The following is a 22,548-nucleotide window of genomic DNA, read 5'->3' on the forward strand; positions in this document are numbered from 1 at the left end:
ATGGAGCAGGTAAAGCCCACCCGCATGGAGCTGATGAAGACCCGGGCCCAGATACGGCTCGCGGAGCAGGGCCGCGATCTCCTGCGGCAGAAGATGGATGCCCTGATCCGGGAGTTCTTTGCCATCCTCTCCACGGTCTCGGAGTCCCGTGACGAGCTCGAGCAGGTCTCCCGGGCAGCGGACCTCGCCCTGCTGATCGCTGAGGCTACCGACGACCCGGTCACGCTCCGTTCCGCTTCGTTTGCTACCCGCCGATCGATCACGGTCGATATCGGAGGGAAGAACATCATGGGTGTCCCGGTCCCGGTGATCGAGAAGAAACGCGTCTCCCAGAAACTGCTGGACCGGGGCTACGGCATCATCACCACGAGCGCACGGATAGACGAGACGGCCGAGCGGTACGAGGCGGAGCTCGACCTCCTGATCCAGCTCGCAGAAACCGAGACTGCGATGCGCCGGCTGGGGACCGAGATCCAGATGACCAGACGGCGGGTGAACGCCCTCGAGCAGATCCTGATCCCGGAACTGAAGCAGAACGCGAAATACATCAAGAACGCGATTGACGAGCGGGAGCGGGAAGATTTGTTCCGGCTGAAGAAGGTCAAGAGTATTTTAGAGAAGAAGAAAAAGAAGGCCAAGGAGAAGCGGGCGGCGGGGGGATCCGTGGACGCTGTGATTCTTCAGCAGTGCTGACCTCCTGTCAGCTGCCCGTTCCTCTGCCGAACCGTCCCCGGGAAATTTTTTATCAAACTTTTATTTTACACCTCAACCGGCGCTTTCGGCTTTATCTCCTTCTTGAACGGCCGGTACACAACACCGCCGCCTTCGTAGAACTTCGAGAAGAATTCCACGAGGTGCAGACGCACCGCATGGATCGAGGGGCTGAACATTGCGAGCAGCAGGTTGAGGAGGTGGAGCATGATGGCGATGACGATCCCGATGATCGCGATCCCGAAGGCGCCGCTGAGCCGGTTTGCCACCATTGCAAGGATCACCGAGGCCATGCCAATCGCCATCAGCCGGGCGTACGAGAGGATGTTGCCGGCCGTGCTCATCACTTCGATCGTGCCAAAGACCCCGGCACCGAGCAGGATAAGCGGCAGGGAGACGACCATGAGGAGTACGACGGGCCAGATCAGCGTATCCGGAGCGAACCCCCCGAGCATGAGGACAAGCAGGATCAGGGCAGAGATCATCATCAGCATCCCGGTCTTCTCCATAAGGTGCTTGCGGCTCTTCCTGATGATCGCGTTCCGGATGCCGATCGCAAGCCCGAGGAAGACGTGGATGACGCCGAGCGTGATGGCAAAGGCGAGCATCGGGATCATTGCGTCCACCCGGTTCCAGCTGATCCCAATGATGGTCACCGGTTGGATCCAGCCCATCGTCTCCCCGAGATCGCCGAAGAACTCCCCAAAGAGGAAACCGAAGAAGATTGTCGGGATCGAGGAGATAATCAGGATGTCGGCAAGGTTCTTTGCAAACGAGACGGCTGCATACCGGTGCCGGATCGCGAGCGCGATGGCGAGGATCAGGATGCCGTACCCGATGTCGCCGACCATGATCCCGAAGAACAGCGGGAAGAAGATCGCGAGGATTGGGGAGGGATCGACTTCGCGGTACCGGGGCGCGGCGACAAGCTGCATGATAAACTCGAACGGTTTCACCCACCGGGGATTGTCGTAAAAGACCGGCGCGTCCTCCATATCTTCTGCCCTCGTCTTCAGCTCGTTGATCACCACCCGGTCCCCGAACGCATCATGCAGGGCCTTCCTGGTCTTTTTGAGGTACTTCTTCGGGATCCAGCCCATGATGACAAACGTGTACTCCGAGAGTCCGAAATTTGCATATGCCGAAAGCTCCGCATGAACATCCTCAAGGTGTTTTTTTATGACAACGAGTTCCTGGTACCATATCGAGGAGAGGGACATGAGCTGTGTATCGATTGCACGGATCTCCTCCTTAGCCCGTAGCCGGCTCTCCTCGATCATGGCATACATCTCGTAGAACGGTTTGCCGGCATACTCTTTTGGCAGCCGGACCTCGTTCACGTTCACGGAATAGATGAATGTGTGCACCTGCCCGGAATACGACTTGGGAAAGACCATGATGGCGGCGAGGGTTTCGGCATCTACCGTAGTCGAGATCATCTCGAACCGGTCCCCGGTGATCGTTGCAATCTCCTGCCGGATCAATCCGAGAACGTCGCTGTGCTCCTGCTGGATAAGGAGGATCGTGACCTCGAACCCTTCGAGGGCCGGTAGTTCTTTCTCGATCGGGTGGATGATGTCCAGCACTTTTGCATACCGGTTCAGGGCAGTTACCGAGAGGGCGAGTTCGCTCTTTTTTGCAGAAAGTTCCCGTGTGGTGGTTTCGAGTTCCCGGATGATCTCCCGTGCCCGGGACACGAGTTCCCGGTGGGACCGGGCATCCATCGTGGCGCTGACGGCTGCCTGCCTCACGGGGTCGTCTTCCACTACCGGCAGGGTGCCGGTAATCGCATCGATCGCGCTGAGCACATCGGCAATGTCCCGTGCCTGCTCCACTTCCCCCGGGACAAGGCCAATCTCTTTCTGCGGGACCAGCCGTGTGGCATTCTCGAGATGGATCGTTCCCGCCCGGTAGAGGATGTCGACGGCCCGGCCCAAGTCCTCTTTTGGCCCGACCACCTGGATGCGTTTCATCACCTGGAGCATGAAAACCCCGTGCCGGGCTGGCCCGGCTATTCCCCTTTCACGTACCGGATAATCCTCTCCACCGCGGGCGCGAGGTTCCTCTCACTCTGAAGTCCTGAGGTGTCCCGTGCAAGTTCAGCCTCCCGTTTCAGATCCGCGATCTCGTCCGCGGTCGCTCCCCGTGCCTTCCAGTACACCTGCTCGGCAGTTGTCTTCCCCGCCTTGTCGGCAGTGCAGATCAGGTCTTCTGCCTCGGTCCTGGCCGCCGTGATCGCGGTATCAGTCTCCGCCTTTACCTTGTCTACCTCGACTGCAAGTTCCTGCTCCTTCTCGCGTATCTGTTGCAGCAGTGTTTTCTCCTCAGCCATCGCGGTCACCTATAGGTTGTGCCTGCTTTTCAGGATCATGGTCACGCCGTAGCAGGTGCTGCTGCCCGGCCCCTCCTCACCGTGCCGGGGATCACCGGGGCTTGCCACCTTTCGTCTTTCCGCAGCCGCTGCGATCCGCTTCCGGCAGTTTCCGAGTGCTGCCTCCCGCAGTGCCCGGACGGTTTTTTCAATATCCTGCACCATAATCATGCGGCCCCGTATCGGGGTACCGTTACTCATGTGGTCTGTAATCGGATGTAGGCTAAATACTTTCCTGTGCTGCATGACCGGCTGGTGGGGGAAAATCCCAAAAGGAATCCATTAATGTTCCGGACATCCACAATTCTGTCAGGTACCGGCCAAAATACAGCCGGGTTTTTCAAAGGTGAGGGACATGGATGTGCTGGCAAACCTCGGGCTGCTCGTGATCTTCCTGCTCGTCCTCATCCTCCCGTTCCGGGTGAAGTGTATAGAGCACAACCTCGAGGCCTTCCTCTTTGTGTGCGGGGTTGCGGCCCTGACGATCGCAGGGTTCATCGCCATCCCCGGGGAGCAGACCGGCTGGAGTCTGGCGGTCGCAGGGGAGGCGCTCCTCTCCCCGATCAATGTCACGAACCTGTTCGGGATTCCGGTGGGTATCGTCCAGATCGTACTCGTGGTCGGGCTCCTGATCCATCTCTTTTACCACCGGATGCAGGAGGCAATCACCGGCCTGGTCGGCCGTTTCTCCCTTCAGGCAATCGTCTTCTGCCTTATTGTCATCCTTGGCCTTGTCTCAAGCATCATCTCCGCGATCCTCGCGGCGATCATTCTGGTCGAGATAGTCAACGCCCTCCCGGTCGTGAAGAAGGCCAGGACGGAGATCGCAGTCGTTGCCTGCTTTGCGATCGGCATTGGCGCCGGCCTCACCCCGCTTGGCGAACCGCTCACTACCATCGTGGTAGCAAAACTCGAGGGCGCCCCTTATCATGCAGGGTTCACGTACCTCTTCGATAAGCTGGGCTGGTATGTTGTCCCGGCAGTCATCCTCCTCGGTGTTGTCGGGGTCATCCTCTTCTCCCGGAGCCACAAAGGGGATGCCACGCTCTCCTGCACGATTGACCGGGAGACGATCCCCGAAATCTTTCTCCGGGCCGGCAAGGTCTACCTTTTCATCATGGCACTCGTCTTCCTCGGTGAGGGTTTCAAGCCGCTCATCCTTGAATACGTGATCGCGATCCCATCGGCAGGGCTGTACTGGATCAACATCGTTTCGGCAGTGCTGGACAATGCGACCCTTGCCGCAGCAGAGATCAGCCCCGCACTTGCCTCCCAGCAGATCACGAGCGCCCTCATGGGACTGCTGATTGCAGGCGGCATGCTGATCCCGGGCAACATCCCCAATATCATCGCCGCCGGCAAGCTCGATATCAGCAGCAGCGAATGGGCAAGGACCGGCATCCCCCTTGGTATGGCGCTGATGCTCGTCTTTTTCGTCATCCTGTTTGTGCCCGGCTGGCTGGGCCTTGCGTAATCCCCCTCTTGTGACACTGCCATAAAAAAGGAAAAAACAAAGAGGGTGGAGTGTCCAGATCAGTATCAGGTATGGCAAAAACCGGTGGGAAGACGAACGTGACCGAGGAGGAGATCCGGGAGCAGATCGCAACCCTCGGGTCACCGCTGATCGGTCAGCGGCATGAGGCCATCGCGGCCCTGAAGGAGACCGGGACGCCTGCGATCGCACCCCTCATTGAGGCGCTTCTGGATGCAGAGGACAATGACCGGCGCTGGTACGCTGCAGTTGCCCTTGCGAAGATCGGCGAATCGTCAATTATCCCGCTGATCGAGGCGATGCAGGAGTACGGAAGCCGGGATTTCAGGCGCTATGCGGCAGCAGCGCTCGGCGAGATCGGCATCCCGGCAATCGGGCAGCTGATCACGGCAATGGGGAGCGACGACCGGGAACTGCGGGGGTTCCTGTCGCAGGTGCTCTGCCGGATCGGCACGCCTGCTGTCGAGCCCCTGCGGCAGCGGCTCAATGATGCCGATGAGATCATCCGGTCCTGTGCCACCCTGACGCTCTGGCAGATGGGGGAGACCGGGGTGCCGACGATCGTGGAGAATGCAGAGAAGGATGAGTAAGAAGGGCAGGGTCTTACCGCTCCTCAGGCTGGCATCAGTTCTGTTGTAATACCGGAAAAGTTCACTTTTTTTCACTATACCTGGTTTTCTCCTGCTCTTTCGCCCTGAACCGAACAGATATATCCCCTCCCGCGCAACCGTACCCCTATGCTGATATGCTCACCCATGATGGAGGCGTACGAGAAGTCCCTCATGGACGAGCTGCACCGGGCAATCGCGATCGCAAAAGAGGCCCGGTCCCGCGGGCTCGACCCGACCATGGACGTTGAGATCCCGATCGCAAGCGACCTTGCGGACCGGGTGGAGGCGCTCCTCAATATCAAGGGTGTTGCGGCACGGATCCGGGAGCTCGAGCAGCAGATGTCCCGGGAGGAAGTGGCGCTCCGGATCGGCGACGATTTTGTTGCCCGTAAGTTCGGGGAGAAGAACAACGACGAGGTGCTCGACCACGCAATCCGGGTGGCGATGGCGCTCCTCACCGAAGGCGTCGTGGCCGCTCCCACGGAAGGGATCGCAAAGATCGGCCTTGGCAGGAATGACGACGGGACTTCGTACCTGATGATCTTTTATGCCGGCCCTATCCGGAGTGCCGGTGGCACGGCACAGGCATTGTCGGTGCTGGTCGGAGACTATGTCCGGCAGAAACTGGGCATCAGCCGCTATATACCCCGGCAGGAGGAAGTGGAGCGGTACATCGAGGAGATCCGGCAGTACAACTCGATCATGAACCTCCAGTACCTGCCGAGCGAGGCGGAGATCCGTCTCATCATCGAGAACTGCCCGGTCTGTATCGACGGTGAAGCGACCGAGCAGGAAGAGGTCTCGGGCCACCGCAACCTTGAACGGGTGGAGACCAATACCGTCCGGGGCGGCATGGCGCTCGTCATCGGGGAAGGCATTGCCGGCAAGGCCCGGAAGCTCAAGAGCCGGGTCGAGAAGATGAAGATGGAGGGCTGGGACTGGCTCGACAAGCTGATCGCCGGGGCAAAGGCCGGCGATGACGATAAGTCAGTGGGCATTAAACCCCTCGACAAGTACCTCCGCGACCTGATTGGAGGCCGGCCCGTCTTTGCGTACCCGATGCGCAAAGGGGGCTTCCGGCTCCGGTACGGGAGGTCGCGGAACACCGGGTTTGCTGCTGCGGGGATGCACCCCTCAACCCTCTATGTCCTTGGCGAATTCCTTGCCACCGGTACCCAGATGAAGACCGAGCGGCCGGGCAAGGCCTGCGGTGTCGTGCCGGTCGACACGATCGAGGGGCCAACCGTCCGGCTCTATAACGGCGACGTGCTTCGGATCGATGACGAGGAGACCGCAAAGCGGCTTGAGAAGGGGATCGAGAAGATCCTCGATGTCGGCGAGCTCCTGATCTCGTTTGGTGAATTCCTCGAAAACAACCACCCGCTCATTCCCGCAGGCTACTGTGAGGAATGGTGGCAGCTGGATGTAGGCGACGGCGTGAAGATCCCGCAGAGCGAGGAGGACGCGCTTGCACTCGCACGGGACGGCAGCTATCTCCACCCGGCCTGGACCTGGTTCTGGGATGATATCACGGCCGACCAATTCCGTGTGCTTGCAGAGACGATTGCCACAACGGGTGCTGTTACCGAAGGTGTTCTCACCTTCCCGCTGGACCCGGGCCCAAAGGAGGCGCTCGAATTGCTTCTGCTCCCGCACGAGGTCCGGAACGGGAAGGTCCTTGTCCGGACGTACCGGGCACTCATCGCCGGCCTCGGGCTTGGCGATGACCTGAAGAAGTTGGACTCCTGGCAGACAGCCCCGGCCTATGCGGACCCGCTCGCGCTTGCCATGCACCTCTCCGGCCTGAGAATGCGATCCCGGTCCGGGACCCGGATTGGTGGCAGGATGGGCAGGCCAGGGAAGTCGAAACCCCGGAAAATGAACCCGCCGCCCCATGTCCTCTTCCCGCTCGGCGACTCCGGAGGAGCACGGCGCTCGTTCCAGTCCGCCTCCGCCCATACCGCAGAAGTGGATGCAAACGACACGGAGATCGACTTCCAGAAAGAGGGCGGGATCATCGAGATCGAGGTCGGTCGCCGGCGCTGCTCGCAGTGCGGGGAGATCACGTACCTGAACCGGTGCGAATGCGGCGGGCACACGACCGCCGTCTTCACCTGCACGAAGTGCGGGCGGGAGATCTCCCAGGACCGGTGCCCGGCCTGCAATGCCCCGGCCGCCTGCATCCAGCGGATTTCCCTGAATGTAAAGGGCGAGTACGCCAAGGCAATGGAGCGGCTTGGTATGAAGGCTGACAGCGTGGCGCTCGTGAAGGGTGTCAAGGGCATGATCTCCCGGGAGAAGACCGTGGAGGCGATGGAGAAGGGGATCCTCCGGGCGAAGCAGAACATCTTCGTCTTCAAGGACGGCACCACCCGGTTCGATATGATCGACCTGCCCCTCACGCACATCCGTCCCGACGAGGTCCGGGTTTCGGTTGAGCAGATGCGGTCGCTCGGGTATACAAAGGACACGAAGGGCTACGATCTCCAGAATGGCTCGCAGGTGGTGGAGATGCACCCGCAAGACCTCCTTGTATCAGACTCCTGCGCCGAGTACATGGTGAACGTGGCGCAGTTTATGGACGACCTGCTCGTCAAGTGCTATGGCCTTGAACCGTTCTACAATATTAAGAAGCCGGCTGATCTCGTGGGCCATCTCGTCATCGGGCTCGCCCCGCACACAAGCGCCGGCGTTCTTGCCCGGATCGTCGGGTTCACCCGGGCCAACGTGGGGTATGCCCACCCGTTCTTCCATGCTGCAAAACGCAGGAACTGCTTCTTTGGTGATACCAGTATCGAGATCTATGACGGGCGGACGTGGACGAAGTCCCCGATCCGGAAGTTCGTGCTGGAGAATTTCGATTTGAGCCGGCCCGGCCTCGACCGGCTCGGCACCTACTACTCGGACCCGGGCCGGCTGTTCTATACCCGGACCGTGGACACAAACGGCCAGATACACTTAAAGAAGATCACTACGGTCTCGATCCACCGGGCGCCTGCACACCTGATCCGGTTTGTCACCTCCCGGGGGAAGGAGCTCGTGGTCACCCCCGACCACGCAATGCTCTGCTGGGACACCGGTTACCTCCGGAAGATCAAGGCAATGGAACTCAAGCCCGGCGATGCCGTGCCGGTCTACGAGGGGTCGTGCGTGATCTCCGACACGATCCGGGTAGCGGAGCCGGTCCCGGCACCCGAGGAGCGGGTCTATTGCCTGACGGTCGCTGATGACCACACGGTCGTGGCGAACGGGATCTTCACCGGGCAGTGCGATGGCGACGAGGACTGCATCATGCTCCTCCTGGACGGCCTGATCAACTTCTCGCGCTCGTTCCTGCCACAGAACCGGGGTGGCTCCATGGACGCCCCGCTGGTGCTGACGAGCCGGATCGATCCGGCTGAGATCGACAAGGAGGCGCTCAACGTCGACGTCTGCGAAAAGTACCCGATCGAGCTCTACCTGGGGGCACTCACCTTCATCGAGCCCAAGACCATCGCCGGGCTGATCGACCGGGTCGAACGCCGGCTCGGCACCCCGGCGCAGCTTGAAGGCTTCCAGTTCACGCACGACACCTCGGACATCTCCGCGGGACCGCTTGAATCGATGTACACCCAGATGAAGACGATGACCGACAAGCTCGAGGCGGAGCTCGTTCTTGCCGAGAAGATCCGGGCCGTGGATGCCGATGATGTGGCGGAACGGGTGCTCAGCACCCACTTCATCCGTGACCTGATGGGCAACCTCTCCGCCTTCTCCAAGCAGAAGTTCCGGTGCACGAAGTGCAACACGAGCTACCGACGGATGCCGCTCGCCGGAAAGTGCACGAAGTTCCGGGGCAAGGGCCCCTGCAACGGCCCTATCATCCCGACCGTGCACGAGGGCTCGGTGAAGAAGTACCTGGAGATGTCCCGGGAGATCTGCCGGAAATACAAGATCTCGGAGTACACCAAGCAGCGGGTCGAGGTAATCGATCTCGCGATCACTTCCACGTTCGGTGAGGAGAAGCATGAGCAGCTCGGCCTTGCGGACTTCATGTGAACGTGGCATCCGGGTTCACGGCCTGTTACACTTTTTTCCAAATTGCGACTGCGGGGCATCAGGAAGGGATCATCCCGGTGATCTTAAAAATGAGAGCCGATCAGGCTCACAGGGGAGCTTCCTCTCCACTCAAAGCCTTTTACTATCCTTAAATCCAATATACTACGGAAGCGAGAATAACCAAGTGGTCAACGGTGATCGACTCAAGATCGATTCGCGCAGGCGTTCGCAGGTTCGACTCCTGCTTCTCGCATCAGAAATTGTTCATACTCTTTTTAAAAAAGCGCAGCGGGAACTGCCGGCAGTTATTCCCTGACCTGTAACTTCCTGCCGCAGATCGGGCACTGGTATACCGCATCGCCATGGCCATCGGCCCACACCCGCCGCATCTCGGTCGGTTCGTGGTTCTTGTCACACGTCGGAATCTTGGATTCAGCCATTATTTATCCTCCGATACCATGAATTATCAAGTGTTGGCATTTATGTGTATTGACCCGTGTCCAGGGCCGGGTGCCGCAATGCAACATTGATGTTGAGGGAACCTCAACAGGTAAAACAGCGAACTGTTCCGGGAGTTTTTTCGTGGATGCCAGCCTCGTCCTGCAGGGAATCATCATCGGCCTCATCCTCTCAGCGCCGGTCGGCCCCCTCTCCCTTATGTGCATCCAGCGGTCGATCAATGATGGGCGCCTCCACGGGATCCTCTCCGGGATCGGGGTTGCGACTGCCGATGCGGTCTATGCAGCGGTTGCCTTCCTCGGCCTCACCGCGATCTCCGGGTTCATTCTCTCCTGGCAGGATCTCTTTCGTTTCTTTGCCGGGCTCGTCCTGATCCTCGTCGGGATCAGGATCTTCCTCACCCGACCCGGGGAGGAGGGCGACAAGAGCCCGCACGAGAGTTATGCAAAAGACTACCTCTCCATGGTTGCGATCGCGATTGCAAATCCGCTCACCATCATCTTCCTCATGGTCACCCTGCCCGGCTTCGGCTTTGTAATCGGAGGGACTACGCTGGTTGCTGCTGCCGAGTTCGTAGGCGGCTTCCTGGCAGGTTCCGTGGCATGGTGGATTATCCTGTGCGGTGTCCTTGGTTCCGTGAGGTCCCGGATCAGCACCGGGCACCTGGTCCTCATCAACCGGATATCCGGTCTCTTCATTGTCTGCATCGGAGCCGTCATGTTACTCAGTATCCTCCTCACTCTTGCGGGGATGCTGTACTGAGCGGAATGGCTGGCGGCAGACATTCGCATGGCCTTATCTCCGGCGAAGGAATAAATATATTTTCTCTCGCACCAACAATTAAGCACATAAAATCCTTAAAAAACCGTTGGAACAGGAGAGGTTGTACTGACAGAGAAGAAACCGGGAGCACCTCCGGGCGATGAGATTATCAGGGTCAAACTGCCCCAGAAACGCAATCGGGAGATGTTCGGGTGTGCCGAACTGATGATGGGGGCAAACCATATCCGGGTCCGCTGTTTTGACGGCGTGACAAGGATGGGCAGGATCAAGGGAAAGATCAAGAAGAAAGTCTGGATCCGGGAAGGGGACGTCCTTATTGTAATCCCGTGGAACTTCCAGGATGAGAAATGCGATATCGTGTACCGGTATACCGGGCCGCAGGTCGAATGGCTCCGGCGCAATAAATATCTCTGAACTTATTTTTGCTGGTGTGATAATGCCCCGGCAATGGCGTTGTATTTTTCCCGGATAAAAAAGGTTATTGGAGTTTTATGAACGATCTGCCTACCGTGGTATATGAGAAGGGACCCACCTCTGCTGTATTCGTAGCATCATTCGTGTAGGCGTGCACTTGGATCGTGTAGCCGCCCGAGGGAAGTGTCTCCATATCCAGTGTTGAAGCCATTGGGGGGATTACACCAGTAGTGGGATCGAAAGTCTTCACATCGAATTTTACCGGGGGATCGTTATCATGGATATAACTTACCTCTTCGGTAATCAGATCTTTACCGTTGTAGTTTGTGGTCCAGGTAACCGGTAACGTACTCTTAACCAGGTCGGTCAGTCCCCCATCCGTGCGGGTGAGGCCGACTACCGTCATGGTTGACTGTGATACGCCGAGATTTAACGGGTTCATTGAAATAGAGGCCGAAAGATTGGGGAGTGCCATGCAACTATTACCGGCATTACCGTTTGTAAAGCAGATTTTTGAATCCGGGCCGAATATCTGAATATTGCCCTCTTTTAATGCCATCAACTGGAAGTCAGTCTTCCATGTGTCGTTCACTTTGATGGTTCCGATGTTGAATTGGAGCTGCTGGTTGTTAGCGTTATAGTAATCCGACTGGTTGATGATGATCGGGCCGATTCCGTAGGGAAACCCTGAAACAGGGTCGGTTCCCGGACTGAGGTGCTGGTTGATTGCCCCATTAGGTGTTATGTTATATTTATCCAGCAGGGTCGAGCCCGGCGCAGTTGTGTTGGCAATATAACTGAAATAGTTACCCGCAGCAGGAGGATTGTTATTGACAATTAAATTTCCAAAGTCCAGAGATGTAACGGTATTCACACTGGCGTCGGTAAAAACCTGCCCGTAAATCGTTGTGTATACCTGAGCCAGTGCGGTCCCGTCACTGGCTGTATAATAGCATCCCGGCGATGCAATTGCTGTTAACGTCGCAGTATCAGCATCGCTTCCAAACCCTATGGTATATATCTTGATATGCTGGTTCTTGATGTTCGTTGCGATGTTGATAGCGGCAGTTTTTGCGATAACACTGGTGTCTGTTCCTCCATTATAATCCGACGGCTGGTATGATTTCAGGGGGAATGTCGCGTTGATGGGAGCCATGTTGGCAATACCATCGGTCATGAGGACAATCGTCTGGTTGTGGCCGGGATATCCCTTGGTATTTAACTCCTGGAGGCCGGCATTCAGGCCGCCGGCAATATCTGTAGATGCCTGATCATTGTAATTACCAATTGTGGTATTGAGATTTGTTGAACTTGTCGTCAAGTCCCGATCAATCATGGCGTCTGAGGCCCCGGTATTAGAGGGTTTTGTACTAGCCCGATCCGTAACACTACCATATGGATTGAAGGGATGTGCACTTGCATTGGCACTTTGTATATTCCACAGTTGCATAGCTTCATTGGAGGGAGAGGGGGAGTTCCCGTACGATGCGAGAGCGATATTCACTTTACCGTTTGACAGGGCCACGAATTGTTTCAGCGCAGCTTTTGCATTGGTAATTTTGGTTCCGCTCGGGGCCATATTCTCCCCCATACTTCCCGACAGATCTGTTACTAGCACTACATCTGCAGGTGGCGGTACTAACGCCCAGCCATCCCCCGTCAGGATGATGGAGACATTTACAATGTCACCCACTTTGACCTGTTGAGGGTTCACGGCAACAACGGCACTGAGATAGGGGTAATTCTTCCATGTGAGCTGTATGTCTCGCTGGTTGCCGTCCCAGTCAGCAGTGACAGTACCCGTGCCGGTAACCTGTTGATTATATCCCGGTTCGGTTGTTGTTGCAAATTTGGCAGGATACAGTTTCACCGTTGCAAAACCATTTACATCGGAAACAGCGGTTGCGGTCAATACTGTACTGCTGCTTGAAAAGGAAGCATTCTTTGTCTCATTGGCAGAAACAGGAGAGTCTGTCACTCCATGCAGCGTGAATGTCACCACTTCCCCGGCAACCCCATTGCCCATAATATCTGTTATTTTTGCCGAGATATTCGAATAAATTGCTGGAGATGCATCCCGGCTTGGCATGCTTTGTGGATTAGCCGAGACATCGATGTTCTGGGGAGATGTATTGTAAAACCGGACGACCTTTGAAAGCGCCAGCGATGAATTCCCCACCGGGGTCGCGTTGATCGTAAAGAGACCGGTAAATGACTTGGGTCCAAAGTAGGACCAGACCTGCCCGTTTTCCATAGTGTAATTAAGTGTCTGACTCCCGTCTGTGGCGTTGATCAAGATCCCCTGATTCTGAGTCGGGTTCCCGTATTTGTCTGTAAGGGTGTAATAATACGTGAACCGGCTTGTCCCGTCGGCAAGGACTGTTGCATACGGGCTGCCGTCAGGGCTGAACGACTGTGTCATGTTAAACGGTACCCCATTTGCCACCGTGTTGAACAGTTTCATCTGTTCGGGAATACTACCCATAGGATCCATAAGGATGTAATGCCAGCCGGGTTTTGTTGCAGGTGTGATATTGACGTTCACGATCCCGCCTGAATTGAGGTTGAGGTTTTGATCGTGAACAAGCCCGTAATTCGTAAAACCGCAATTATTCGGTGGCGATGGTCCGTTTACATGGAGGGTTACGTTGTGGGCGGGCCCGGGTCTCTTGTCATCAATAACGTTGCCCCACCGGTCGAAAAATGCTATCTGAACCGGAACTATACTCTCAAGAGCCACCTGATTGGGATAGGTAAAAACGGCATTATAGGGAACATTATGATCAATTTTTTGTTGCCAGGTCAGGTTAGTATGATAGGTCGCGCCTGTCAAATCCTCTGTAGTAACCAGAGTTGCGGTTATCGTTACTGTACCACTTGTCGGCTGAGTACTGTTAACCGTGAATGTACAGTTTGCCTTCCCGAGATTATCGGTACTAATTATTGCCGGACTTATTGTACCCAACAGGGGTTTATCGATGGTAAAGGAGACCTGTGCGTTTTTAACGGGGCCATATGTGGCATTCGTTGCAACCAGGTAGATGACATTCTGTTGTCCTGTATCGGCAATAATCCAGACTGTACTTGGATCACTTGGGGCGAAACTGGTACTGGAGGCGTAATACGCTGTCGCCGGGCCTATAAGAAGGAGAAGACTCAGCAGGATCAAAAATTCACGTTTCACTATCATACCAACAACCTTGGAAAAGGTAATAGTATGTTATGATATATATTATTTTGTATTGTCCAAACGCCCCATATCTTTGTTGCATTCTCAAAATAACCAATAATTCTCCGTAAACTGAATGTTTCCCTCCCGTTCTTGGTATTGTAAGCAAATTCGTTCGAAACCGGTCTTCCTCTATTTTTGAATAGAAGAAATCCGACCGGAGCGTATCAGGAACGTGCTGATGTCCGTAAAAAAGGGAATGCATCAGAGTGATTTGATAACTACATCATATCTTTTGATGACCAGCGTCATCGGCTGGGAAATCGATACTGTATAGGTGAGTTGTGCCCCGTTACCCGGTGTTCCGCTCCGTGAAACACTGATATCCGGGGGATTGTTCAGGTTTTCCATGAAATAATTATCCCAGGCAACAGAATAATCCTGACCGGGATCAGGAGTGTATACTACACACAGGGGCCCATTAACCGGCGAGACATATGTGTAATTAATTTCTCCTAATGCAGTGTCCACCGTGCTGATGCCTGTCCGTGACATGATTCCAGTATTATTGACTCCTATAAGATTGATCACCATCGTGTTCGTCTGGTTATCATAAAACCATCGTGGCTCTGCAAGCATAACGGATCCATTAACGGACCCCGGCGAAACCTGCGGGCGCATCACCACAGCACCGTTCTGGAGGGATATGTCGGTGCCTGCACTTTCCGATGAGTACCGTAAATCGCCAGACTGGAACGCACTCACATACTGAGTGGCCCCACAATTCGTAATATCAATCTTTAAGACCGCCGGAATGGACGTTGTATTATAAACCGTCAGTGACCCCCCCTCTACCTTAAGTGATGTTTCTTGGTAAGGCACGGTCTTGTATGCAAGACTTTTCACATCGTTTTGCAGGACAATCATGTTCTTTTCCATGATCTGTTCGTTTGCACTCGACTGTTGCTGCATGAGCATGGGATATCCATACAGGGTTACCAACCCTATTCCTGCGATCACCATGCTGAAGATGAGGATGAATCCTATCGCTTCAGAAACGCCCCTCTCTGATAAACTGTACTTTCTCATCGCCATTAAGAAAACCCACCCGAATTATAACTGATCCTGTTCAATCCCCTGCCTGTTGTATTACCCGCTACCCCGCGGGATGCCCCGATACCGGCGAGCGAAACATGGATATCAATGAAATCCCGGGATATTTCCACATCCTGATCTATCGGGTTATCTCCCTGTCCGATCAGAACGAAATAATCCTTTCCAGCCACATCTTCCGGGATGTCAAAGTTAGTAGTAATCGAGCCATCACTGGGTGCAAGGGCATACACATCAACAATCCGGGTGGAAACGCCGTTGCCGATATCCGTGAAAGCGACATAGGTCAGGGTGTCGGCAGGTGTCTCCATGAACATTGAGTTCACCAGCAGCAGCATTACTACAAGAAGGGTCATGAGAATCCCGCTCACCATGATGTACTCGATCAAATTCGCTACCCCGGACTCTGTATGGGGGAACTTAGTATGAGGTCCAGTTTTCACTATAAGCCGTCACCCCGTTGTTGTAGTGTATCATGGAATAATTACGCTCATCCTCTGTTGATGATCGTGTGAAAGTGGTACTTAATGTATAATTGACGACTGCGTCTTTCCGTTGTATAGAGAGACTTATGATGTCATGATATACCGGGTCACCAATCGCGCCGTTAATTCCAGCATGTTCTTTGATCACATGGTTGATGTCCCTGATATCATTTTTTGGGAATTCAATAACACTTTCTGCAGTTGTTTGTCCAACTACCGTTGACTGGTTGATGACCAGTGCCAGAAAGAACAGGCTGAAGCTTACCAGAAACCCCATCAGGATGATCCACTGGGCATCATCATTCAGTCGCGCCACAGAAGCACCTCCACAAGTACCGCCCGGTTCTCAAGAGTCCCCCCGACCGGGGGCAGTTTCTTGTTCACGATCACCCATCTTGTCACCCGGACCGCATGCTCTCCTCCGGTCAGGTTACGCGAGGAATTGATCGCGGTACTCATGATCGTACCCGTACCGGGCACCACGTACGTATAATTTGCAGAAAACTGAATGTCATGCTTCGGGCCGTATCCGGAAGCATTGGTATAATTCATGAACATGTTCCTGAACTGTCCCCCACCATAAGAATCGTTCTCGATCATCTGCTGGAGCGGGCTTTCCATCACAGAGCTGTTCGGAGCGATGTCCATCAGTATCAACGCGTCGCTCCCCAGCCCTTCCAGCTGCATATCACTGATGTGTGCATCCCCGGGAGTGTAAATCGATGTTCCTCCTACGACCATATATGCAGTTAAAAGCATGATGAGCCCGGCGGCAACCCCCTCTATGGTATACAGTTGCCCCTTATCGTTCACCACGTTGCCACCTCCACGACAGCGTCCCTCAGCTGGGGCTGGGTGACATTTGCAGGATTGTAATTGTAATCAAATGGGCTTGAGAGCGAATTATTTAAAAATGAACTTTTTATTGGAGCTCCCAAGCTATCCTGCATATCGAAACTGAGATTAAAATACACCTGGGAATAACCTGCCTGCATAATATCGAAGACGCGGGGATTTATTATCAGGGATATATTATTCTGAACCACAACAGGAGGTACTGTAATCGTACTATTGCCGTCGATATACGGTGTATTGAACGTACGAACCATGGATAGTGTACCCCCATCCAGTTTGTAGACATTGATACTAGTCAGTCGGATATTGACTGATGAAGCTGAAGCAGTGGGCGGTGCCGGGAATATCGTTGATCGAAGATCAGTTACATTGATCATGATCTGATCCCTCGATGGATCTATCTGGTACGCCGGATTCCTCATCTCTCCCTGTAGATTGGTACTATTTATGAGAATCGAAAATTCATGGTGGGTGACATTATAATCCGAGGGTATGGCGGTGTTGTTATACTTGTGCGCAAGGATATATGATGAGCCGATCGTGGCATTGCTGTTACTTTTGATTTTTACGAGCCGGCGGATATAACCGTACCCGTCAGGGAGAACCTCTCCTATGGATTGACCCGTGCCCGTTCCCATATCTGTAACAGAAATATTGAAGCTGTAGGGATAATCCCCGAAAATTGCACGGGAATGATAGTCATCAGGATAAATAAACGATGAGCAGAAGAACCGGTTGATTTTGTCCTGAGAGAGGATTCCGGGGGCATCCTTTGAGATCGCAAGACCGAACCGGGATATTTCATACTTTTGGGCATCCTCGTAGAATTCCCATGGCGGAGACGCCGGCCAACCGGGATCTTCTACAAGTATTACTCCGGTCCGGTAAGCAACTGCATCATAATCTATGTGACTTGACTGAAGACCCACCATGATACCGGAAATCATGGATGCTACCCAGATGAACGCAAGCAGGAATATCGTAAAGCCGATAAGAAAATCCATTGAGAGATTTCCTGTTTCATCACTCATATTATTCAATCGCCGCACCTGTAGTTGCATTGAACATCAGGATTTCTGAAGTGCTCCCGGAAGTTATGGTGAGTGTATAGGTTCCGTTTCTCAGTTCAATGTCCCGTTGGGCAGTAATTGTTGAAGGAGAGCTTTCGAGGATCTGATCCTTGTTTTGATCAAATATGGCCGCGGGAGATACTACGTGGTCCAAATCTATCTCGTCTGCAGAGATGGAATTGTTCCAGGCGATGATCGTCCAGCCTGAATGATCATAGACCCTCAGTTCATTGGTATCCCCCTTGTTAATACCAAAAACCCATCGTTCGGCATTTCCCGATTCATCAAGATTGCCCCCTTGGATGAACAAAATCCTTGTCTCTTTTTGGAATTGATTTAAGGACAGTGACTCACTGGATTTCAGTTTACCTTTCGCCTCGTCAAAACTGATGGGGCTCAGATCTGGTGTTATATTTATTGATGTAATGCCTACGTCAATTTTCGGAGATGCATTGGGCGTGGGCATCTGCGGCGTTTGATTTACAGGACCCAGAGGGGAGACGCATGCGCTGAAAAGGCATATCGCAAAGAGGAGAGCGATGGTGATCATCAAAGGACGATATCTGTGCATATTCTTCCTTAATGCCTTATTGGCGAATACCTGATATAAATATTGGTGTTTTTCTGACCCGGAATCCAGATTTCATCTATCGGGGCACGCGCTGGACGAATTGCGGTCTGGGAATGTTTATTAGTAAGTACCGGATTTACCCGGTTTTCCCGGGCTGTGCCCGGTTCGCGCATATAATAAAAAGGATTTCTGGGATTTTTGGCATTAGGGAACGATTTTCGAAATCGGGATCTCGAGGATATCTTCCGCCCCGCACTGCTTGAGTTTCGGGATCAGCTCGTTGACCGCACTTTTCTGTACAACGGTCTGGATACTGTAATAATCGATCCCGTGGAGCCGGCTGACAGTCGGCTTTTTCATTGCCGGTAACGCAGCAACAAGCGCCTCCATCGACCCGGTCGGGACATTCATAGTCAGGAGTACCTTGTGCCGGGCCTCAATGACACCGAATAGCAGCGTCCTGATCTCTTCGATCTCCCGCCGCTTCTCCGGATCGCTCCAGCTCGCCTTGTTGGCGATGATCACCGTATGCGACTCCATGATCTGGCCGATGATCTTGAGCCCGTTCTTGCGCAGCGTTGTGCCGGTCTCCGTCAGGTCCACGACTACGTCCATGAGGTCCGGAACCTTTGCCTCCGAAGCCCCGTACGAGTGGAAGAGCTGGACCGGGATGTTCAGCCGCTCGAAAAACTTCCGGGTGAGCTCGGGGTACTCGGTTGTGACCCGGCTGTCCGGCCGGATCTGGCTGACATTCCCGATCGGTTCGTCGCGGTGCACTGCCACTACGATCTTGACATTACCCTCGCCGGTCTTGCTGTACGAGAGGTCGGCAACTTCCACCACGTCCGAGTTCGTCTCGTGCACCCAGTCGAGCCCGGAGATGCCGAGATCAAAGTACCCTTTCTCGACATAGGTCGGGATCTCCTGTGGGCGGAGGATCTTGATCTTGCCGATACGGGGATCGGCAATGCGGGGGTTGTAGTCCCGGTCGGTGCGCCTGACCTCGAGGTCAGCTTCCTTGAAGAGCTGGAGCGTCTGGGTCTCGAGGCTGCCTTTCGGGAGTGCGATGGTGATCATACCATAACACCAACGCTGTAAAAAACGATTAAGGGATCGGAAGAGTTACGGCTTGTCGAACGTGTGGATCACAAGACCGCTGAGCAGTTTGGGTTCGAACCATGTGGACTTTGGGGGCATGACGCCGCCGGCATCTGCTATGGAAAGGACGGTCTCCACCCGGACCGGCTGCATGGCGAACGCAAGTTTGAACTCCCCGCTGTCTACCAGTTTCTGGAGATCCGAGACCGGCCGTGCCCCGCCAAGGTACTGGAGCCGGGTATCCCCGCGGGGATCGGTGATGCCGAGCATCCCTTCGAGCACGTGCGTCTGGAGTACGGCGACATCGAGCGCTTCAAGGGGGGAGACACTTGGCGCGATCGGACGGGTACACTCATACCACTTCCCGCTAAGATAGACGTGGACTACGTGATACCGTTCGGGACGGACAATCTTCGGGGGAATATTGTACCCGCAGCCATCCAGCGCCCCGTACGGCTGCACTGCAAACGACTTTTTAAGTGTCTCAAGAAATGTTTCCGGTGTATAACTCCCAAGATCCGTGAGGAGGCGGCTGTACCCGTGAATCTTTACCCGATCGTGGGCAAACATCACGCCCATGAACCGGCAGACCTCCGGGTCCGGGATCCTGCCCGCAGCGATGATCCGGTCCGCAAGGTTCACGGACGCCTTTGCCCTGTGGTGCCCATCAGCAATATAGAGGGCAGGAACGGAGGAGAACCGGTGTTCGAGCCGGGAGAGCACGTCAGGATCAGTGATCCGGAAGATCTGGTGGAGAATACCCTGTTCCGTCCGGACTTCGGCAACCGGTTGTTTTTTTGCCACTTGTGATTCGATCGAAGAGAAGAGATCACCGGAATTCCGGTAGAGGAGCACCACGGGGCCGTTGTGGGCCTTTACTGCTTCGATATGCCGGGTCCGGTCCTCCTCCTTGTCGTACCGGGTCTGTTCGTGCCGCCGGATGTTGTTCTTCCGGTAATCGTCCACGTCAAGACAGCAGCAGAGGCCAAGGAATGTGTCGCCGCCCTGCTGCACGCGGTAGAGGTACAACCCTGGTTCAGTGTCCTGTTTCATGAGCCCGTCGCGCTTCAGGGCTTCGAAGTTCTCGTGCGCCCGCTGATAGACCCGGTCGTCGTGCGGGGGAATACCGGGGAGTTCGGCATCGGACCGGCTCACCCGGAGGAAACTCTTCGGGTTCTTTGCTATGGCCACCCTCGCCTCTTCCGCGGTCACGACATCGTACGGCACTGCTGCGATCTCCGGGGCGGCCGAGGGAACAGGCCGCACACCTGCAAAACGATAGATCTTCACCATGAGAGACAACGCCCCGAAACGGTACGCAAGTTGCTCTCATTGTTGGGGCTGATCCCATATATATCCAAAGACAGGACGGGAATGCCTGCAAATCCGTAAGCCTCTTCCCCCTCTCCAATTGCCCCGGGGGCAAACATTTTTTGTCCCGGGTGCTCATGCATATTCCAGCAGGGCACAAGGGGACCCCCAGATGATCCGGCCGCACGATCTTGCCACCTTCCCGTTACCGCTCATCCGCAGAGCGATGCCGGCCGATATACCGGCTATCGTCGCCATCGAGAAGGAATCCTTCATCGACCCATGGGACCAAACGGTCTTCATCGAAGCGCTCGCATATTACCCCTCCACCTATTTTGTTGCAGTCTGTGACGGCGCTGTCCAGGGTTTCGTCGTCGGGGCTCTTGAGGATACCGGGGAGAATATCTACGGCCATCTCTGCAACCTCGGTGTAAACCCGCGTTACCGGCGCAAAGGCATAGGAAAACTCCTCGTAAACCGGCTTGAGCACCAGGTTGCGCTGGAACTCGGGACCGGTATCCAGCTGGAGGTCCGGGTGTCCAATACAATGGCGCAGCGGTTCTACCAGCGCATGGGGTACCGCCCGGTGTTTGGCATGGACCAGTATTATGCAAATGGCGAGGATGCTCTCGTCATGATGAAATGGTTCCGGTTCTGAACAAGGGATTATTTCAAAAAAGTGTTACAGGATGGGGAAAAAATTATCCCCTTCCGAGCTGCTGGTGGGCGCGGGCAAGGTGCTGGGCGGCGAGTGCCCCGAGAAGGGAGAGTTCGCCGGCGAGGATGCCGGCTCCGATGATCTCTGCGAGTTTCTTTGCATTGGTCCCCGGAGGTGTCCCGCTGCCGGCGACCCCGAGCAGTTTCAGGCACTCCTGCTGCGTATCGACAGCGGTCCCGCCGCCAACAGTACCGACCGGCAGCGAGGGAAGGGTAACGGCTACATACACGCCCGTCTCGGTGAGGTCGACCGTGGTGATGCAGGTGCTCCCGTCGATCGCGTGCGCCGCGTCCTGGCCGCAGGCAATGAACATAGCAGCCGTGACATTTGCTGCATGGGCGTTGAACCCCATGGAGCCGGCCCGGGCAGAGCCGACAAGGTTCTTGCGGTAGTTCACTTCAAACATAGTCTTTGCATCGGTCTTGAAGACCTCTTTGATCAGCTCGTGAGTGAGGGCAACACCTGCGACCACGCTCCGGCCACGCCCCATGATGTTGTTGATTGCTGCGGGTTTCTTATCGGTGCACATGTTGCCCGAGAGGGCGATGAGCTTTGCGCCTGTTCCCTGCGCAATCAGGTCTGCTACTTTGGCGCTCGCGATGGTCACCATGTTCATACCCATCGCATCTTTGGTATCAAATTCGAGCCTGACAAAGACGCTTGTCCCGGCAACGAATGTGACAATATCCATCAGCTTCCCATGGGAGGTGGTGCTCTCGGCTGCTATCCTGAGCTCCTCGCGGTGCACCTTCACCCAGTCGCCGACCTGCGCTGCGTGGCCGACACTGTCGGTCGAGAAGACCGGTGCCCGTGTCATGCCATCGTGGAGAACCCGTACTTCCGCCCCGCCGGCTTTGGTGATCGCGCTGCACCCGCGGTTGACCGAGGCGACGAGTGCTCCCTCGGTGGTTGCGAGAGGGAGCCAGTAATTCCCGGTTGCATAGCCCCCGTTGACGAGGATCGGCCCGGCAACCCCGAGCGGCACCTGCACAACGCCGATCATGTTCTCGCAGTTCCGCTTGACCACCCGTTCGACATCGATCGAGAGGATGCCGATGTTTTCGAGTGTTGTGCCCGTTTCCTCCTGGATGAACTCGCGCCGCACCCGGATCGCGTCGATCGGAGAGAGCTCCTTCTCGAGCTCGTAGAGTTTCAGTGTCCCATCCCTGATCCGTTGGTGAATGATAGTATCCCTGTCCCTGTCGTGACCTGACTTCGCGCTGCCCTGCCCGGCGCTGCGCTCCGCATCATCAGCCATGATTAATGGTTAGCACCTATA

Annotated in this window: 21 protein-coding genes and 1 tRNA gene; 8 read left to right on the plus strand and 14 right to left on the minus strand. The window is 55.3% G+C overall.

Annotated features, from left to right (window positions below; translation table 11 throughout):
- Complete coding sequence (locus ABSE13_RS04695; protein ID WP_424027339.1) at positions 1-693, plus strand: V-type ATP synthase subunit D; 693 nt, start codon at positions 1-3, stop codon at positions 691-693.
- A gap of 65 nt (positions 694-758) precedes the next feature.
- Here ABSE13_RS04695 and ABSE13_RS04700 read toward each other — a convergent pair whose 3' ends face one another.
- Genes ABSE13_RS04700 through ABSE13_RS04710 form a run of 3 tightly spaced genes read right to left on the minus strand, consistent with a single transcriptional unit; the run spans position 759 to position 3,283 of the window.
- Positions 759-2,684 (minus strand): V-type ATP synthase subunit I, encoded by a 1,926-nt coding sequence (locus ABSE13_RS04700; protein ID WP_424027340.1) that lies wholly within the window; start codon positions 2,682-2,684, stop codon positions 759-761.
- Between the two features lie 38 nt (positions 2,685-2,722).
- Positions 2,723-3,043 carry a hypothetical protein gene (locus ABSE13_RS04705; RefSeq protein WP_424027341.1) on the minus strand — a complete coding sequence of 107 codons (321 nt, stop codon included), beginning with the start codon at positions 3,041-3,043 and terminating at the stop codon, positions 2,723-2,725.
- A gap of 9 nt (positions 3,044-3,052) precedes the next feature.
- Positions 3,053-3,283 carry a hypothetical protein gene (locus ABSE13_RS04710; RefSeq protein WP_424027342.1) on the minus strand — a complete coding sequence of 77 codons (231 nt, stop codon included), beginning with the start codon at positions 3,281-3,283 and terminating at the stop codon, positions 3,053-3,055.
- A 154-nt stretch (positions 3,284-3,437) separates the two neighbouring features.
- On the opposite strand from ABSE13_RS04710, the gene ABSE13_RS04715 reads away from it, so the two are divergent.
- The 4 genes from ABSE13_RS04715 to ABSE13_RS04730 all read left to right on the plus strand — a co-directional run bounded on the left by ABSE13_RS04715 (position 3,438) and on the right by ABSE13_RS04730 (position 9,476).
- On the plus strand, positions 3,438-4,556 hold the full coding sequence (locus ABSE13_RS04715) for a DUF1646 family protein (RefSeq protein ID WP_424027343.1): 1,119 nt from the start codon (positions 3,438-3,440) through the stop codon (positions 4,554-4,556).
- Between the two features lie 71 nt (positions 4,557-4,627).
- On the plus strand, positions 4,628-5,164 hold the full coding sequence (locus ABSE13_RS04720) for a HEAT repeat domain-containing protein (RefSeq protein WP_424027344.1): 537 nt from the start codon (positions 4,628-4,630) through the stop codon (positions 5,162-5,164).
- 147 nt (positions 5,165-5,311) lie between these two features.
- Positions 5,312-9,223 (plus strand): DNA-directed DNA polymerase II large subunit, encoded by a 3,912-nt coding sequence (locus tag ABSE13_RS04725; protein WP_424027345.1) that lies wholly within the window; start codon positions 5,312-5,314, stop codon positions 9,221-9,223.
- 170 nt (positions 9,224-9,393) lie between these two features.
- Positions 9,394-9,476, plus strand: a tRNA-Leu gene (locus ABSE13_RS04730).
- A gap of 52 nt (positions 9,477-9,528) precedes the next feature.
- On the opposite strand, the gene ABSE13_RS04735 is transcribed toward ABSE13_RS04730, so the two are convergent.
- Positions 9,529-9,663: a hypothetical protein gene (locus ABSE13_RS04735; RefSeq protein ID WP_424027346.1), complete on the minus strand. Its 135-nt coding sequence runs from the start codon at positions 9,661-9,663 to the stop codon at positions 9,529-9,531.
- A gap of 49 nt (positions 9,664-9,712) precedes the next feature.
- Here ABSE13_RS04735 and ABSE13_RS04740 point away from each other — a divergent pair, with 49 nt between their 5' ends.
- Both ABSE13_RS04740 and eif1A read left to right on the plus strand, forming a co-directional pair.
- Positions 9,713-10,444: a LysE family translocator gene (locus tag ABSE13_RS04740; protein ID WP_424027347.1), complete on the plus strand. Its 732-nt coding sequence runs from the start codon at positions 9,713-9,715 to the stop codon at positions 10,442-10,444.
- Positions 10,445-10,570: 126 nt separating this feature from the next.
- Positions 10,571-10,879 (plus strand): translation initiation factor eIF-1A, encoded by a 309-nt coding sequence (gene eif1A / locus ABSE13_RS04745; protein ID WP_424027431.1) that lies wholly within the window; start codon positions 10,571-10,573, stop codon positions 10,877-10,879.
- Positions 10,880-10,943: 64 nt separating this feature from the next.
- On the opposite strand, the gene ABSE13_RS04750 is transcribed toward eif1A, so the two are convergent.
- From ABSE13_RS04750 to ABSE13_RS04790, 9 genes are all read right to left on the minus strand, one after another.
- Positions 10,944-14,069 (minus strand): VWA domain-containing protein, encoded by a 3,126-nt coding sequence (locus ABSE13_RS04750; RefSeq protein WP_424027348.1) that lies wholly within the window; start codon positions 14,067-14,069, stop codon positions 10,944-10,946.
- A 243-nt stretch (positions 14,070-14,312) separates the two neighbouring features.
- Complete coding sequence (locus tag ABSE13_RS04755; RefSeq protein WP_424027349.1) at positions 14,313-15,137, minus strand: DUF7289 family protein; 825 nt, start codon at positions 15,135-15,137, stop codon at positions 14,313-14,315.
- 5 nt (positions 15,138-15,142) lie between these two features.
- Positions 15,143-15,550 carry a hypothetical protein gene (locus ABSE13_RS04760; protein WP_424027350.1) on the minus strand — a complete coding sequence of 136 codons (408 nt, stop codon included), beginning with the start codon at positions 15,548-15,550 and terminating at the stop codon, positions 15,143-15,145.
- A gap of 31 nt (positions 15,551-15,581) precedes the next feature.
- Entirely contained in the window at positions 15,582-15,962 is a 381-nt protein-coding gene (locus ABSE13_RS04765) for a hypothetical protein (protein WP_424027351.1), read from the minus strand.
- Positions 15,950-16,462 (minus strand): DUF7288 family protein, encoded by a 513-nt coding sequence (locus ABSE13_RS04770; protein ID WP_424027352.1) that lies wholly within the window; start codon positions 16,460-16,462, stop codon positions 15,950-15,952. Before ABSE13_RS04770 ends, ABSE13_RS04765 begins: the two co-directional genes overlap by 13 nt.
- A complete protein-coding gene (locus tag ABSE13_RS04775) occupies positions 16,456-17,532 on the minus strand; it encodes a hypothetical protein (RefSeq protein WP_424027353.1) in 1,077 nt (358 codons plus the stop codon). The genes ABSE13_RS04770 and ABSE13_RS04775 overlap by 7 nt, the downstream gene beginning before the upstream one ends.
- A 1-nt stretch (position 17,533) precedes the next feature.
- Positions 17,534-18,121, minus strand: coding sequence for a hypothetical protein (locus ABSE13_RS04780; RefSeq protein ID WP_424027354.1), 588 nt, complete (start codon positions 18,119-18,121; stop codon positions 17,534-17,536).
- 225 nt (positions 18,122-18,346) lie between these two features.
- A complete protein-coding gene (gene hisG, locus ABSE13_RS04785) occupies positions 18,347-19,219 on the minus strand; it encodes an ATP phosphoribosyltransferase (protein WP_424027355.1) in 873 nt (290 codons plus the stop codon).
- A gap of 45 nt (positions 19,220-19,264) precedes the next feature.
- Positions 19,265-20,533, minus strand: coding sequence for a DUF1015 domain-containing protein (locus tag ABSE13_RS04790; protein WP_424027356.1), 1,269 nt, complete (start codon positions 20,531-20,533; stop codon positions 19,265-19,267).
- Between the two features lie 190 nt (positions 20,534-20,723).
- Between ABSE13_RS04790 and rimI the strand changes: the two genes are divergently transcribed.
- Positions 20,724-21,209 carry a ribosomal protein S18-alanine N-acetyltransferase gene (gene rimI / locus ABSE13_RS04795; RefSeq protein ID WP_424027357.1) on the plus strand — a complete coding sequence of 162 codons (486 nt, stop codon included), beginning with the start codon at positions 20,724-20,726 and terminating at the stop codon, positions 21,207-21,209.
- 43 nt (positions 21,210-21,252) lie between these two features.
- On the opposite strand, the gene hmgA is transcribed toward rimI, so the two are convergent.
- Positions 21,253-22,527: a hydroxymethylglutaryl-CoA reductase (NADPH) gene (gene hmgA, locus ABSE13_RS04800; protein WP_424027358.1), complete on the minus strand. Its 1,275-nt coding sequence runs from the start codon at positions 22,525-22,527 to the stop codon at positions 21,253-21,255.
- Between the last annotated feature and the right edge of the window lie 21 nt (positions 22,528-22,548).

The sequence above is a fragment of the Methanoregula sp. genome (assembly GCF_049518935.1).
In the GTDB taxonomy this organism is placed as follows: Archaea; Halobacteriota; Methanomicrobia; order Methanomicrobiales; family Methanospirillaceae; genus Methanoregula.